The sequence below is a fragment of the Mesorhizobium sp. B2-3-10 genome, from assembly GCF_006442275.1.
GTDB lineage: Bacteria > Pseudomonadota > Alphaproteobacteria > Rhizobiales > Rhizobiaceae > Mesorhizobium > Mesorhizobium australicum.
On sequence record NZ_VFVT01000009.1, the window covers coordinates 68,534 to 83,727 of the forward strand.

Here is a 15,194-nt window from a genome sequence, read left to right on the forward strand (position 1 = left end):
CTCACAGTTCGCGCCGCAGCAGGCCGAGGGCCGGGGTATCGGCCTCCGCGCTGCGGCTGTCTGTCCCTGGCCGGAGCAGTCCCGCCCCGCGCAGCGGGGACAGGTTCTTCGCCGGCCAATAGGTCGGCCGGGCATCGCGGGAGGCGCGCGAGACGGCAGCGGCCTCCTCCGCCGTGCAGATGCTGGCGACATAGGAGGGATCGTTTCCGAACACCGCGCCGCGCCGCGCGAGCTTGTCATATTGCAGCGGCAAGGTGTTGCGCACACCCGCAAGGCCGAGACCGCCCTTGGCGTCGATCGACATCATCTCGTTCATGCACATCTTGCCGCGCTCGACGCACAGATTGAGGATGGCGCCATAGAGATCGGGATCGACGGAGGCGTAGTGGCGGACGGGTTCGTTCTCGCTCGGCTTTTCGAGTTCGAGATAACTGTCGCGGTTGAGAGCCGCGGATGCGGTCCTGGCCTGTGCCACCCACTGGCTGAAGGCATCATCGGATAGGCCGTGGAAGGCAAAGCGCATGCCCGAAAAGCCGGCGCCGCTATAATTGGCGGAGAAACCGCTATAGGTGCCCGGCCGGTTGATGACGGCGTGCAGCTTCGTCTCCATGCCCGGCATGGCATAGATCTGCCCGGCGAGGGCTGGAATGTAGAAGGAATTCATCACCGCCGAGGAGGTGATGCGGAAGTCGATCGGCTGGTTGACCGGCGCCGCCAGCTCGTTGACGGCGGCGATGCCGTAATCGGGATAGATGAACAGCCATTTCCAGTCGAGCGCCACGACCTCGACCCTGAGCGGCTTGTGCAACTGGGTGACGGGCTGGCCGGGTTCGATCCTGTCGATCCGGCGGTACGGGTCGAGCAAATGCGTGCCGAGCCAGGTCAGCGCGCCAAGGCATATGATGATGAGAAGCGGTGCTGCCCAGATCACCAGTTCCAGTTTCGTCGAATGATCCCAATCCGGCGCATAGGTCGCCGAGGCATTGGAGTGCCGGTAGCGCCAGGCGAAAAAGACAGTCAGCGCCATGACCGGCACGATGATGATCAGCATCAGCAAGGTCGAGACCACCAGCAGGTCGCGCTGCTGGGCCGCGACATCGCCTGCCGGCGCGAGCACGACCATATCGCAGCCGCTCAACAGCCCGGTCAGGGGAAACAGAAGCAAGGCCCCAAATCGTTTCATCAGATGCTGCCCTCGATGGACCGCCGCAACGTGGAGGGATGTTGCGGTGCGGTATCAACAAAGGGCTACTGCCGGCGGCGGCGCGCTGACATTGGACAATTTGTCCAATGCCCAGCCAGGGTGGGTGTGGCACAGTGTGCCGCGCACAATGGAATCCCTGTGATTGGGTCCCAGATATTTCATTCCACGCGGTGGCGACGGACAAGATGGCTCAGACTTCGACTGCCGAAACAAACAGCGGGCTGATCGGCTCGGACCACGGCCAGGTCAGCGCGGGCGATATCGCGGTCGGCGTGATCGTGGGCAGGACGTCGGAATTCTTCGACTTCTTCGTCTATGCGATCGCGTCCGTCATCGTGTTCCCAAAGCTGGTGTTTCCGACGCACGATCCGCTCGTCGGAACGCTCTACTCCTTCGCCATCTTCGCACTGGCCTTCATCGCCCGTCCGTTCGGCTCCGTTCTGTTCATGGCCGTCGATCGCGCCTATGGCCGGGGGGCGAAATTGACGATCGCGCTGTTCCTGCTCGGCACCTCGACCGTCGCCATCGCGTTCCTTCCGGCCTATGGCGATATCGGTGCGCTTGCGATCTGGCTTCTGGCGCTGGCCCGCATCGGGCAAGGCGTGGCGCTCGGCGGAACCTGGGACGGACTTCCCTCGCTGCTGGCGCTGAACGCGCCTCGGAACCGGCGTGGCTTCTACGCCATGATCCCGCAACTCGGCGCGCCGATCGGCCTCATCGTGGCGAGTTCCCTCTTCGCTTTCTTCGTCGCCAACCTGTCGGCCGACGACTTCCTTGCCTGGGGCTGGCGCTATCCTTTCTTCGTCGCCTTCGCCATCAATGTCGTGGCCCTGTTTGCCAGGCTGCGCATTGTGGTGACGCCCGAATTTTCAAGATTGTACGAGAGCGGCGACCTGCAGCCGACGCGCATCAGGGATACGATCAGGGCCGAAGGCCGCAACGTCGTCATCGGCGCCTTCGCGCCGCTGGCGAGTTTCGCCCTGTTCCACATGGTGACGGTGTTTCCGCTCTCCTGGGTGTTCCTGTTCACCAATGAGGGGCCGGCGCGCTTCCTGACGATCGAGGCGGTGAGCGCTCTGTTCGGCATCGCGGCCATCGTCGCGTCGGGGCCACTGGCCGATCGTGTCGGACGCCGTGCGCTGCTCGGCGGTTCGGCGATCGCCATCGCGACGTTCAGCGGCTTTGCCCCGCAGCTCCTGGATGGCGGCACCGTCGGGGAGGCCCTGTTCATGGTGTTGGGCTTCATCCTGCTGGGGCTGAGTTTCGGGCAATCGTCGGGCGTCGTAGCATCGAGCTTTTCGCGACACTATCGCTATACCGGCTCGGCGATAACCTCGGATCTCGCATGGATGTTCGGCGCCGGCTTCGCGCCGCTCGCAGCCCTGCTTTTGGCCGGCAATTTCGGCCTCATCGCGGCGGGCGCCTACCTGCTCTCGGGCGCGGCCTGCACCTTGCTTGCCTTGTGGATCGACGGGCGGCGTTCGGTCGCGGATCGTCCGACCGACTGAACTCTATAAATGGCGGGAAGGGTCAGCGAGCGTCGCCGGAGCCGCTGCCCTCCCGGTCAGCGGAACATCGAGCCGCGATCCCCGTCGAGCGCCGCGCCGTAGACGAAGCTCGCGGCGTCGGAGCAGAGGAACAGGATCGCTGCGCGGCAAGGTAAGGCTCGCCGAGTACACCGGCGCCGTCACGCTCCTCCATGTCGAGCTGGACAGTGGCCAGACCTACCGCCCGAAACCGGCGCCGAGGTCGGCCTGCGGGCCGAACCCGGGCATCTGCACTTCTTCGACCAGGAAGGGCGAGCGATCTGGTCTGCCGCGCTCCGGCGTTCTATTCCGCAGCCAGTGCGGCGACTTCCCGCCGAAACGGCAATGCGTCGCCGATGTCAGGTTCGTCCAGCTCCCGGGCGAAGCGGTGGCCGGCATAGGTTGCCCAGGCGATCGGTCCCGGTGCTTCGGCGTCGCCAATGACCTTGACCGAACGGATGCCGTTGTCGGCCCACTCGTTTTCCCGCGCCTTGAGCTCGCGCCAAACGGCGTCGTCCTGATTGCGTGACGTGACCAGGACGACGGCATCGGCCGCCAGATCCTGTTTCGCGCCGGTGTAGACACAGGCCGTCACGACGCCACCTGAAGCGACACTCGTGACGGTCCTGTTGAGGACGATATCGACGCCGAGTTCAGCCAGGCGGCGGTGAATGGCCCCTTGCTCCAGCGTGTTGCGGGTCCAGTCCGAGACATAGGCCGATGGCGTCACCAGGGTCACCTTCGTTCCCCGAAGCGCCATCAGCTCGGCGAGAACGCCGCCCATGTAATAGTGGTCGTCGTCGAACAGCACGACCTTGCCGGCCGGAACCTTGCCGGCCATCAGATCGTCGGGCGAGTAGACCGGCATCGCGGCGTCGATCGGCATCGGCACGACATGGGCACGCGCGACGCCGTCGCGGCGCCAGGTCGATCCGGTGGCAATGGCGACGTTCTGGAAGCCGAACGAGAGGATGTCACCGGCCGACAGCCGGCTTTCGAAATAGATGTCGACATTGGGCATCTGGCTGAGCTGATACTGCCGATAGTCGCGCACCCTGCCCCAGGCCGACAGGCCTGGAAGTTTGCTTTCGCGCGCCACGCGTCCGCCAAGCTCAGTGCCCGCTTCCGCGATGGCCACTTTATAGCCGCGCAGGCCGAGCGCACGCGCGGCCTCCAGTCCGGCGGGCCCGGCGCCGACGATCAGCACGCTGTCGCTGCCGCCCTTGGCCTGCATGCGCTCCGGATGCCAGCCTTTGCGCCATTCCTCCATGAAAGTCGGGTTCTGCGTGCAGCGCGAGATCGACATGGTCATGTCGCCGGTGATGCAGATGTTGCAGCCAATGCATTCGCGGATGTCCTCGATGCGGCCCTCCTCGACCTTCCTCGGCAGGAAAGGATCGGCAATCGACGGGCGCGCGCAGCCGATGAAGTCGAGCGTGCCCGACCTGATCATCCTGACCATCACGTCGGGCGAAGTGAAGCGGCCGACGCCGACGACCGGCTTCGAGGTCAGCTTCTTGATGCCCGATACCAGGCTTTCCTGCGCCGCCTCGTCCTTGAAGCGTGACGGACCCGAGCAATCCTCCCAGGCGCCGTGCGCGAGATCCCAAAGATCGGGCAGTTCGGCATGCATCTCGATCATGTCGCGGACCTCCGAATTGGCGAAGCCGTGTTCACCGATCATCTCGTCCAGCGACAGCCTGAGCGTCAGGCCGCACGTGTCGCCGATCGCGTCGCGCCCTTCCCCGATCAGCTCGCGCATCAGCCGCGAACGGTTTTCCAGCGAGCCGCCATATTCGTCGCCGCGCTGGTTGGTGGCCGTCGACAGGAAATGCTGGATGATGCCGAAGCCATGCGCGCCATAGAGGCAGACAAGGTCGAAACCCGCCTGCTTGGCGCGTTTGAAGGCATTGCGGTGCCAGCGGCGCAGGTCGCGTATGTCCTCTCTGTCCATGGCGCGCGCCTGCACCGGATCATTGGTGAAGGTGCGGATCGGCAAGGCCGACGGCCCGCGCGGCACCTCCTTGGTGTAGAGGTTGGGACCGTTGATCCCGGAATAGGCGAGCTGGATGCCAGCCAGCGCCCCGTGCTCGTGCATGGCCTCGGCCATCTTGGCCAAAGCCGGAATGTCGGCGTCATCCCATAGCCGCAGTTCGATGAAGGGCGTGATCTCGGAGGTATGGTGCATCTCCGTCTGCTCGGTGAAGATCACGCCCCAGCCGCCTTCCGACTTGATGCGGCGCATCTCTGCCGCCGCCGATGGATCGCGATAGCCACCGCCATTGCAGTGCGGAACCTGATAGAAGCGGTTCTTGGCCGTCACCGGACCTATCTTCATCGGCTCGAACAGGATGTCGTAGCGTGGGTCGCGCATGTAGCTTCCTCCCTGCCGGCTCGGCACCGCCGGTGCTACCGAGACTACTCATAAGTTCGAGCCGGCGCGGGAAAACTACGGATTTCTTCTGTGCCGATTAGGACGCGCCTAATCGCGCGCGCCGGCGCGAATTAGTCTGCGTTGAACCGGGGCTGAGCGAAATGCGACTTCAGAGCATCGGCGGCATGATGCTAGACAGCCAGAACCCGACCGAGAGACAGAAAATGGACAGCATCAGGATTCTCGAACGGCTGATCGCATTCCCCACGGTGAGCCGCGACTCGAACCTCGACCTGATCGGCTATGCGGCCGACTTGCTCGAAGCAAGCGGCGTTGCCTGCCAGATCGTCCACGGCGCGGACAGGCACAAGGCCAACCTCTTTGCCACCATTGGCCCGGCAGGCAGACCCGGTGTCATGCTGTCCGGCCACACCGACGTCGTTCCCGTGGACGGCCAGAACTGGACGCTGCCCCCATTCGAAATGACCGAGCGCGACGGCAAGCTCTATGGGCGCGGCGCGGCGGATATGAAGGGTTTTGTGGCCTCTGCGCTCGCGATCTGCATCAAGGCCTCCAGGATCGCGCTTCGGACGCCGTTGCATCTGGCGCTCTCCTGTGACGAGGAAGTCGGCTGCCTGGGCGTGCGCGACCTGATCGAAATGCTGCGTGCGGCGCCGCAACGCCCGCTGCTGTGCATCGTCGGGGAGCCGACCAACATGCAGGTGGCGACCGGGCACAAGGGCAAGCTTGCCGCTCGCGCCGTCTGCAGGGGACGCGAAGGCCATTCGGCGCTCGCCCCGCTGGCGCTCAACGCGATCCACCTCGGGTGCGATTTCGTGCGCGCCTTGCGTGACGAACAAGAACGGCTGGCCCGCGACGGCGCCCGCGACGGCGACTACGACATTCCCTACACGACGGTTCATGTCGGCAAGATCAATGCCGGCGTCGCGCTCAACATCGTGCCCAACCTCTGCCACGTCGATTTCGAGATCCGCAACATTGCCGCCGACGATGCCGCCAGCATTCTCGACAGGCTGCGCGCCGCCGCGGTGCGCATTGCCGGGGACGCCGCTTCGATCGCGGCAGAGGCAGCGATCGACATCGAGATCACCAACACCTATCCGGGCCTCGACACGCCGGCCGCATCGGAGGCGGTGGCCTTCGTCAAGTCGCTGACCGGTGCCAACGACACGATGAAAGTCGCCTTCGGCACGGAGGGCGGATTGTTCAGCCGCGATCTTGGCACGCCTGCCGTCGTCTGCGGGCCGGGCTCCATGGCGCAGGGCCACAAGCCCGACGAATTTGTCAGCGTCGAACAGCTGCGTCGTTGCGACGCGATGCTGGACAGATTGCTGGAACGGCTCACGGACGGCTGGCCGTGAGCCGCATGGCAGGCCTCACTTCACGATGCGCTCGGTACCGAAGACGCCCTGCTCGACGACGAAGCGGCGACAGTGGTCGATGAAGGCCTGCACCGTCAGCGTGCGATGCTCGGCGTTCGGCAGGGCAATTCCTATGGTCAGCGGCCGGAGGTCGCCCAACAAAGGCACAAAGACCAGCAATTTGCCGTCCGGCGACATGGTGTTGAGCGGCCGCATATTGGCGATGCCGTAGCCGAAGCCGTTGGCGACCATCGAGCGCATCACGGCGATGTCGCCGGTGCGCTCGACGATCTTGGGCCGCAGGCCCCTGGGCTGGAAAGCCGACAGGAAATATTCCCTGCTGTAGGGCAGGTCAAGCAGCACCATCGGCTCATCGACCAGCTCCTCGGGCGTGATACCTGCCTTCGCCGCCAGGCGATGCGCGGCCGGCAGCATGACATAGGCCGGCAACTGCATCAGCGGCTCGAAAGTCATGTCTTGCGACAGCTCCAGATCGTAGGTCAGCGCGGCGTCTATTTCGCCACGTTGGAGCATCTCGAACAATTGCCCCTGGTTGCGCTCGAATTGCCTGACCCGCACATCGGGATAGGCGTCCTCGAATTTCTTGCGCAGTGCCGGCAGCACGATCTGGGCGAAAGTGAGCAGGCAGCCGATCGCCAGCGGTCCGCGCACCTTTTCGGCGATATCCCCGGCAATGTCGTGCAGCGCATCCGCGTCGTTAAGCAGACGCGCTGCTTCCTTGAGGAACAGGCGCCCGCCCGCCGTCAGCGCCAGCGCGTGCGAATGCTTGCGCACGAAAAGCTGCACGCCGAACTCGGCTTCGAGCTGAGCGATCGACGCCGAGATCGATGGCGGCGAGACATTCACCTGCTCGGCCGCCTTGGCGATCGAACCCGCTTCGCCAACGGCGACGAAATATTCGAGTTGTCTCAGCGTGAAGCGAAGCGGCATGGTGACTATGTTGCCGGTTTGCAGCCGGCGATCAAGTCACGGCCGCTTCTCAATATTTTATCCAGGTAGTCTTCAGCGCGGTGTACTTGTCGAGCGCGTGCAGCGACAGGTCGCGCCCGAAGCCGGACTGCTTGAAACCGCCGAAGGGAGTCACCGGGCTCAGCGCATCGACGGTGTTCACGGAAACCGTGCCGACGCGCAGCCTTTCCGCGAGACGATGCGCCCGCGACAGGCTGTCGGTCCACAGCGACGCGGCCAGGCCGTAGACGCTGTCGTTGGCGATGCGAAGCGCCTCGTCTTCGGTGTCGAAGGCGATCACCGACAGGACCGGACCGAATATCTCGTCGCGCGCAAGCGGGTCGTCGGGCGAGACGTCGTCGAAGATCGTGGGCTGCACGAAACTGCCGCGCCCGTCGACGGTAACCCGGTCGCCGCCGGTCACTAGCCGTGCCGACTTCTTGCCGCCATCGACGAAACGCATGACGGTCGCGGCGTGGCGCGCGTCCACCATCGCACCCATCCTGGATGCAGGGTCGAGCGGATCGCCGGGCTGGGTCGCCGTCGCGCGCTGCGCCAGTTTCTCGACGAGCGTATCCTTGATGCCGCGCTCCACCAGAAGCCGGGAGTTGGCCGAGCATACCTGTCCCTGGTTGAAGAAGATGCTGAAGGCGGCCATGTCGGCTGCCGCGTCCAGATCACCGCAATCGGCGAACACCAGATTGGGGCTCTTGCCACCGGTCTCCAGCCAGACCTGCTTCATGTTCGACTGGCCGGAATATTGCAGGAACATCTTGCCGACAGCGGTCGATCCAGTGAAGGCAAGGCAATCCACGTCCATATGACGGCCAAGCGCCTGGCCGGCCGTCTCGCCGAGGCCGGGCACCACATTGAGCACGCCGGCGGGCAGCCCTGCCTCCATGGCAAGCTCGGCCAGCCTGAGCGCCGAGAAAGGCGACTGCTCGGCGGGTTTGAGCACCACCGAATTGCCCGCAGCCAGCGCGGGCGCGCATTTCCAGGTCGCCATGTCGAGCGGAAAGTTCCACGGCACGACGGCGCCCACGACCCCGAGCGGCTCGCGCCGTACCAAAGCAAGGTCGCCTCGGGCCGTCGGCGCCACCTCGTCATAGACCTTGTCTATCGCTTCGCCATACCACTGGAAGATCGCCGCCGACCCCGGCACGTCGACGGTCGCTGCGTCCTTGACCAGCTTGCCCATATCAAGAGATTCCAGCAGCGCGAGCTCCTGCAGGTTCTCGCGCAGCAATTCCGCCAACCGCAGCAGCACCCGTTTGCGATGCTGAGGGGTCGCTCTCGACCAGACGCCGGCCTCAAAACTGCGACGTGCCGCGGCGACGGCAAGGTCGATGTCCTCTTCGCCGCAGGAAGCCACCTCAGCGAGCGTTGCTCCGGTGGCCGGATTGATGCTGGTAAATGTTCTGCCGGAACGCGCGGGCATTGCCTTGCCGTCGATGAACGCCCTGTCGCGAAAACGGATAGCCGAGGCTTTGCTGATCCAATCCTTATGACTGAGTTCGCTCATGCTGGCTCCAGATTGTCGAACTACTCATCACCGGGAACGCCGTAGCTTGGCGCACCGGACGGGTTGAGGGCGCGCGTGACATAAGCATCGAGCTGGGGCTTATAGATGTCCCACAGCGTTGCCAGCTGCTCGACCGGACACCCTTCGGTCCAGTCGCAACGCAGGTCGGCGACCGGCCATGACACATCGCGTACCAGTTTCATGCCGGCGGAACGGACAGGCCCCGCCTCGCCGCCGGCCTCGAGCGCGGCTCGCATGGTGGCAATCAGCCGGTCCCCGAGATCGCCCTCGGAGGCGAGAAAGGCGTCCACCATGGCTTGCGGAACCCTATCGCTGGCAAGCAGGTTGCCGCCGCAGGCGACGTCCTCGCCGCGTGCCTCGCTCCAGATGCCAAGCGCTTTCGGTCCCGAATGGATCGCGCTGCCGCCGGCCTTGTCGACCGCCAGGACCTGCCGGTATTCGCTGAAAGCAGCCGTGCGCTTCAGGATCACGACGGCTTCGGCGGCGGAGGCGCCTCGCGCCATCAGCTCCAGCGCCCGTGGCCCGAGCGTCGGGTCCGTGACATTCTGGCTGGCAACGGCGCCGACGCCGGCCTGTGCATAGGCGCAGCGAGCCGCGACTGCGGGGGATGACGAGGATACCGCCACTCCGAACATGCCGGTGCGCCGGCACCGTGCGACGATGGAGAAGGTCATGGCGCTCAGTCCGGAATTACGGCCGTGCCGTCGATCTCGACCAGCCATTCCGGCCTTGCCAGGGCCGACACGACAAGGCCGGTCGAAACTGGATAGACGCCCTTGATGTATTCGCCCATCGTTCGGTAGACGGCTTCGCGATGGCGGACATCGGTGATGTAGACCACCACTTTCACCAGATGCTCCATGGTGCCGCCGCATTCCTCGATGAGCTGCTTGATATTCTGCATCACCTTGTGGGTCTGCTCGACCGGATCGTGGCTGGCGATATTCTTGGCGGTGTCGAGATCCTGCGGGCACTGCCCGCGCAGATAGATCGTCCGGCCACCCCGTGTGACGACTGCCTGGCACAGATCATTGTCGAGCTTCTGCTCGGGATAAGTGTCCTTCGTATTGAAGGTACGAATTCGGGTATGCTTCATCTTGATCTCCATCAGGTCGGGCTCGCGGCCGTCGCCAGCTTTGGTCAGGCGTCCACGGCCTCGCGCTTCGCGGCGGCGTGATAAGCGAGATATTTGCGCTGCGTCGAAATACGGTCGGCCACGTGCTTGGCATCGTGCCACACGCCCCAGATGAAGCTCGATCCCCTGCGCGACTGCCAGGGGAGGCCCAGGAAATAGATCCCTGGCTCGGTCGAGACGCCGCGCTGATGCCTCGGCCGGCCCTGCTCGTCAAAGGCATCGACCTTCAGCCAGCTGTAATCGACGGCAAAGCCCGTCGCCCAGATGATCGAACTTATCCCGGCTTCGGTCAGATCGAGCTCGAGGATCGGATTGGTCACGCAGTCCGGGTCAGGGCCGATCCGGCGGGCCGCGGGTTCTTCGGGAAGGTCGAGACCGTTGCGCGCGACATAGGCGTCGGCCTCGTCCAGCAATGCCATCAGATTGGCATCACCGCGGGCAATGTTTTTGGCAAGATCGGGCGCGAAGGTCATGGCACCGTCCTGGTAGGCCCTCGTCATGCCGACGAGCGTAAGCCCCTGCGCCGCCAGACGGCGAAAATCGATCGTTTCTCCGCCCCGCGCACCGCTCACCGCGATCGTGACATGCTCCGTGCCGGGTCCCGGAGTTTCGAGGTCCCATTTGCCGAGAACGCCCAGCCACCAGCAGAAGTCGCGGCCGCGATAGGCGCGCGGCGGGCGGTCGTGCGCGCCTACCGAGAGATAGACGCGTTTGCCAGCGCGCTGGAGTTCGTCCGCAATCTGGACGCCCGAGGATCCCGCGCCGACCACCAGCACCGCCCCTTTCGGCAACTGCGCCGGGTTGCGGTAGGCGCTGGAGTGGATTTGCAGGATGGCGGCATCGGCAGGAACGACCGACGGGATGACCGGGACCTGGAAAGGCCCGGTCGCCGCGACAACGCTGTTGGCCTCGATCATGCCATCGGACGTCTCGACACGGAATCCGGGCCGCCCGATGTTTCTTTGCACAAGCCTGACCTCGACGCCGCAGCGGACCGGCGCATTGATCTGCTTTGCGTAGGCGACAAAATAGTCGGCGACCTCTTCCTTGGAGGGAAAGCCATCGGGGCCTGTCACAGGAAATTCCATGCCCGGGAAGCGGTCGTGCCAGGCCGGGCCATTGGCAACCAGGGAGTCCCACCGCTGCGAGCGCCAGCGCTCGGCGATGCGGCCGCGTTCGAGAACGAGATGCGGCACCCCGCATTTGCCCAGGTGCTCGCTCATGGCCACCCCAGCCTGGCCGCCGCCAACGACAAGCGTGTCTATCGTCTCAACCGACATGCCCAGTCCTTTTCTGACCATCCGACAGCTCCCGCCGCACGCGATGAAACCGATTTCCGGCGGCCGGCAACGCAGCCCCGGGAGATCCATTTCGCCGTGTTCCGGACAGGCCGTGCGCCATCCGGTCGCCTCCCCATTGGCGCTCACAAGTAACAGCACGCGCCGGTGGGCGCCCATAACGAATCTCCGAAGTCACGCGTAACCATTTCCGAATTTCTCGTGCCGATGGACGCATCTACAGTTTCAGCGGCCGGATCCGCAGCGCATGAGCCGGCGGCGAAGCCGGGCACGTGTCGGCACCGAATGTTGCGGAACAGGATGCAGTCTCGCAGCGCCCGTTTGGCAATGCCACGAGCCGGCATTCTCGAGGGGCTGGCATGAAGACTGAGAGCTATGACTACATTGTCGTCGGCGCGGGTTCGGCCGGATGCGTGGTGGCCAATCGGCTGAGCGCCGATCCGGCGGTCAGGGTGTGCCTGGTAGAGGCAGGCGGCAGCGACAACAGCCCGCGGGTACGGATTCCGGCGGGCATTCTGTCGCTCTATGGCAACCCGAACTACGACTATTGTTTCGTCGGCGTGCCGCAACCCCATCTCAACAACCGCAGCATTCCGGTCAACCGGGGCAAGGCGCTAGGCGGATCGAGTTCGATCAACTCGATGGTCTATATTCGCGGCGCCGCGCAGGACTATGACGAGTGGGCCGGGCTCGGCTGCATCGGCTGGGCTTACAGCGACGTGCTGCCGGTGTTCAAGAAGCTGGAGCGCAACCTGATCGCCCAGGACCCGCGCTATCACGGCACGGACGGCGAGCTCATGGTCGACAATCCGCGCGATCCGAACGTGCTTTCCAGCATGTTCGTCAAGGCCGGGAAAAATGCCGGCTTGCCCGCCAACGACGACTTCAACGCCGAGAGCCAGTTCGGCCTCGGCATCTACAACGTCACCCAGAACCGGGGCCAGCGCTTCAGCAGCTTTACCGCCTTCATGCGTCCGGTGCTCCATCGCGGAAACCTGACGCTGCTTAGTGCATGCGAGGTGGTCGACCTTGTCGTCGCCGAAGGGCGCGCCACTGGCCTGCGGGTGCGCCACGACGGCGAGCAAAAAATACTCGCGGCCAGCCGCGAGATCGTGCTCTGTGCCGGGGCCATCAACTCGCCCAAGATCCTGATGGCATCCGGCATTGGCCCCGCGGACGAGCTGCGGCAGATCGGCATCACGCCGATTCTCGATCTGCCCGGTGTCGGCAAGAACCTGCAGGACCATGTCGACGGCATGATCACCGTGCGCTCCAGGAGCACCAGGACGCTCGGCCTGTCGTTTGCCAACCTGCCCCGCATCGCGGCAGCGCCTTTCCAGTATTTCGCGCGCCGAAAGGGAATCCTCACGACCAACTATGTCGAGGCCGGCGGCTTTGCGAAGACTCGGCATGCGAACGGCCTGCCCGACATTCAGTTCCACTTCGTGCCGGGCTATCGCAGCCATCGCGGCAGGCTCATCGAATATGGCCACGGCTACGCCGTTCACACCTGCGTTCTCAGGCCTAAAAGCCTTGGCGAGATCAGATTGTCACGGGACAGTTCTCGCCGTGACGTTCTCATCGACCACCGCTTCTTCGCGGACGAGGACGACGCCATGGTGCTTGTCGAAGGCATCAAGATCGCGCGCAGGATCCTGGCCGCATCCGAGTTCGATGCGGTGCGTGGCAAGGAAATGCTTCCGGGCAAGGATGTCAGCAGCGACGACGAGATCCTGGCCTATCTGCGCGCCGAAGCTCTGACCGTCTACCACCCCGTCGGGACCTGCAAGATGGGGACGGACGCTATGGCGGTCGCTGATCCGGCGACGCTGAAAGTGCGAGGTATGGACGGGCTCCGGGTCGCCGATGCGTCAGTCATGCCGAAGCTGATCGGCGGCAACACGAACGCGCCAAGCATGATGATCGGACAGAAGTGCTCGGAGATGATCCTGGGCTCGGCGTATCGCGGCGAAAGGTAACGATCCGCTCCGCCTTTCAACATCGTAGGCAGTTCAGCGTTGGCAACGCCGACCTGCCGACGACCCTTTGTGTTTCCTCGAGATTGCTCTCAATGATCCTCATCGATCTCGTCGTGCAAGAGGCCGAGGATGCGGCGCTTGAGGGCGATGAACTCGGGTTCGAGGATCACATCCATCGAACGCGGCCTTGGGATGTCGACCTTGATCTCGGCCTTGATCTTGCCGGGCCGGGCCGTCATCACCAGGACGCGATCGCCCAGGACCAGCGCCTCGTCTATATCGTGAGTAACGAACAGCACCGTCTTTTGCTGCCGCTCCCAGACGCGCAAAAGCAGTTTCTGCATGGTGCCGCGCGTCTGGCTGTCGAGGGCGCCGAACGGCTCATCCATCAACAGAACGGCCGGATCGTTGGCAAGGGCGCGCGCGATCGCCACGCGCTGCTTCATGCCGCCGGAAAGCTGGGCGGGGTAGTGGTCGGCAAACGGCGCGAGGCCGACTTCGTCGAGATACTGGTCGACGATCTGCTTGCGCCGCCCCGCCGGCAGGCCTTTGCGCTTGGGTCCATACTCGATGTTGGCGCGCACGGTGAGCCAGGGAAACAAGGTGTAGCTCTGGAACACCATGCCTCTGTCTGGACCCGGTTCGATCACTTCCCTGCCATCGACCTTGATGCTGCCTGAAGTCGCGTCGTTGAGGCCGGCCGCAAGGTAGAGCAGGCTCGATTTGCCGCATCCCGAAGGGCCGACGATGACGCAGAATTCGTTCTTGGCCACCTTCAGCGACACATCGTCCAGCGCCAGCACGCCGTTGGCGTCGCCGTAACGCAATGTCACGTCCTCAACGGCCATCGTCGTGCCGGTCGAGCGCGGATCGCCGATCGTCGCGGCCGTGCCGGCCAGATCGTTCGCCTTGATGGTCTCGCTCATTGCTACCCTTGATCCGACTGCGGTTTGCGAGCTTGCGTTCAAAATCAGGATGCCCATGGCGCGACCCTGGCCCGGATGATGCGGAACGCCGTGTCGGTGATAAGGCCCAGAAGCCCGATCGCGGCGATTGCCATGAAGATCACATCGACCTGGAAGCCTCGCATCGCCTTCAGGCTGATATAGCCGAGGCCGCTCGACGCGGCGACGAGTTCGGCCACGACCAGATAGGTCCAGGCCCAGCCCATGGTGACGCGAAGCGTGTCGAGGATAGCTGGAAGCGCGGCCGGGAAAATGACGTGCCACACCGCTTCGCTCCGCTTGGTGCCCAAAGTGTAGGAGGCGTTGACCAGGTCCCTGGAGACGCTGCGCGCACAGTCCGAAATCATCACGAGCTGCTGGAAGAAGGTGCCGAAGAAGATGACCGCTATGCGCTGTTCGATACCGATGCCGATCCAAAGGATGAACAGGGGCACGAAGGAGGTCACAGGGAGGTAGCGGATGAAGTTGACCAAGGGCTCCAGCGGCGCCTGCACCACCCGATAGGTCCCCATCCACAGCCCCAGCGGCACCGAGATCAGCGAGGAGACGATGAAGCCCAGGATCACCACCTTGGCGCTGGTGAAAGTGTGGTAAAAAAGGCTGCCGTCCTGGGACATGCGATAGGTCGTCTGCAGCACGGTTCCGGGCGTCGGCAGGAACATGTTCGGCACGACGCGGCCATAGGACAGCAGCGCCCAGCCGCCGATCACGACCACCCACATCGCCAGCGCGAGTGCCGTTGCCGTGCTGGCGGGAATGTTGGCGAATGGGGTCGTCAGGCGTGTCCACGCCGTCCGCCTCTGTGCCATGGCATGGCCT

General features: G+C 64.3%; 12 protein-coding genes and 1 pseudogene. 3 read left to right on the top strand and 10 right to left on the bottom strand.

Annotated elements, in window-relative coordinates:
- Window position 1 precedes the first annotated feature (1 nt).
- Entirely contained in the window at window positions 2-1,183 is a 1,182-nt protein-coding gene (cyoA, locus tag FJ943_RS24375) for a ubiquinol oxidase subunit II (RefSeq protein ID WP_140715587.1), read from the bottom strand.
- A gap of 206 nt (window positions 1,184-1,389) precedes the next feature.
- Here cyoA and FJ943_RS24380 point away from each other — a divergent pair, with 206 nt between their 5' ends.
- The gene (locus tag FJ943_RS24380) at window positions 1,390-2,712 is read left to right on the top strand and encodes an MFS transporter (protein ID WP_140725672.1); all 1,323 of its coding nucleotides are present in this window, start codon (window positions 1,390-1,392) and stop codon (window positions 2,710-2,712) included.
- Window positions 2,713-2,768: 56 nt separating this feature from the next.
- On the opposite strand, the pseudogene FJ943_RS30275 reads toward FJ943_RS24380, so the two are convergent.
- Both FJ943_RS30275 and FJ943_RS24390 read right to left on the bottom strand, forming a co-directional pair.
- Window positions 2,769-2,855: pseudogene (locus FJ943_RS30275) on the bottom strand (SDR family NAD(P)-dependent oxidoreductase); the annotation flags it as partial.
- Window positions 2,856-3,034: 179 nt separating this feature from the next.
- Window positions 3,035-5,104, bottom strand: coding sequence for an FAD-dependent oxidoreductase (locus tag FJ943_RS24390; protein ID WP_140725674.1), 2,070 nt, complete (start codon window positions 5,102-5,104; stop codon window positions 3,035-3,037).
- 224 nt (window positions 5,105-5,328) lie between these two features.
- Here FJ943_RS24390 and argE point away from each other — a divergent pair, with 224 nt between their 5' ends.
- Complete coding sequence (argE, locus tag FJ943_RS24395; protein WP_140725912.1) at window positions 5,329-6,486, top strand: acetylornithine deacetylase; 1,158 nt, start codon at window positions 5,329-5,331, stop codon at window positions 6,484-6,486.
- Window positions 6,487-6,501: 15 nt separating this feature from the next.
- Here argE and FJ943_RS24400 read toward each other — a convergent pair whose 3' ends face one another.
- Genes FJ943_RS24400 through FJ943_RS24420 form a run of 5 tightly spaced genes read right to left on the bottom strand, consistent with a single transcriptional unit; the run spans window position 6,502 to window position 11,413 of the window.
- Window positions 6,502-7,437 (bottom strand): LysR family transcriptional regulator, encoded by a 936-nt coding sequence (locus FJ943_RS24400; RefSeq protein ID WP_015316459.1) that lies wholly within the window; start codon window positions 7,435-7,437, stop codon window positions 6,502-6,504.
- 49 nt (window positions 7,438-7,486) lie between these two features.
- Window positions 7,487-8,977, bottom strand: a complete 1,491-nt coding sequence (locus tag FJ943_RS24405) for an aldehyde dehydrogenase (protein ID WP_140725677.1) — start codon at window positions 8,975-8,977, stop codon at window positions 7,487-7,489.
- A gap of 20 nt (window positions 8,978-8,997) precedes the next feature.
- Window positions 8,998-9,672: a DUF1028 domain-containing protein gene (locus FJ943_RS24410; RefSeq protein WP_140725680.1), complete on the bottom strand. Its 675-nt coding sequence runs from the start codon at window positions 9,670-9,672 to the stop codon at window positions 8,998-9,000.
- Window positions 9,673-9,677: 5 nt separating this feature from the next.
- Window positions 9,678-10,094 carry a RidA family protein gene (locus tag FJ943_RS24415; RefSeq protein ID WP_015316456.1) on the bottom strand — a complete coding sequence of 139 codons (417 nt, stop codon included), beginning with the start codon at window positions 10,092-10,094 and terminating at the stop codon, window positions 9,678-9,680.
- A 44-nt stretch (window positions 10,095-10,138) separates the two neighbouring features.
- Window positions 10,139-11,413 carry an NAD(P)/FAD-dependent oxidoreductase gene (locus tag FJ943_RS24420; protein WP_140725914.1) on the bottom strand — a complete coding sequence of 425 codons (1,275 nt, stop codon included), beginning with the start codon at window positions 11,411-11,413 and terminating at the stop codon, window positions 10,139-10,141.
- A gap of 377 nt (window positions 11,414-11,790) precedes the next feature.
- Between FJ943_RS24420 and FJ943_RS24425 the strand changes: the two genes are divergently transcribed.
- Window positions 11,791-13,410 (top strand): GMC family oxidoreductase N-terminal domain-containing protein, encoded by a 1,620-nt coding sequence (locus FJ943_RS24425; protein WP_140725683.1) that lies wholly within the window; start codon window positions 11,791-11,793, stop codon window positions 13,408-13,410.
- 89 nt (window positions 13,411-13,499) lie between these two features.
- Here the strand turns inward: FJ943_RS24425 and FJ943_RS24430 are convergent, their stop codons facing one another.
- Together FJ943_RS24430 and FJ943_RS24435 are read right to left on the bottom strand one after the other, a co-directional pair.
- Window positions 13,500-14,258, bottom strand: a complete 759-nt coding sequence (locus FJ943_RS24430; RefSeq protein WP_167331150.1) for an ABC transporter ATP-binding protein — start codon at window positions 14,256-14,258, stop codon at window positions 13,500-13,502.
- 122 nt (window positions 14,259-14,380) lie between these two features.
- Window positions 14,381-15,184, bottom strand: coding sequence for an ABC transporter permease (locus FJ943_RS24435; RefSeq protein WP_015316451.1), 804 nt, complete (start codon window positions 15,182-15,184; stop codon window positions 14,381-14,383).
- Window positions 15,185-15,194: the final 10 nt, after the last annotated feature.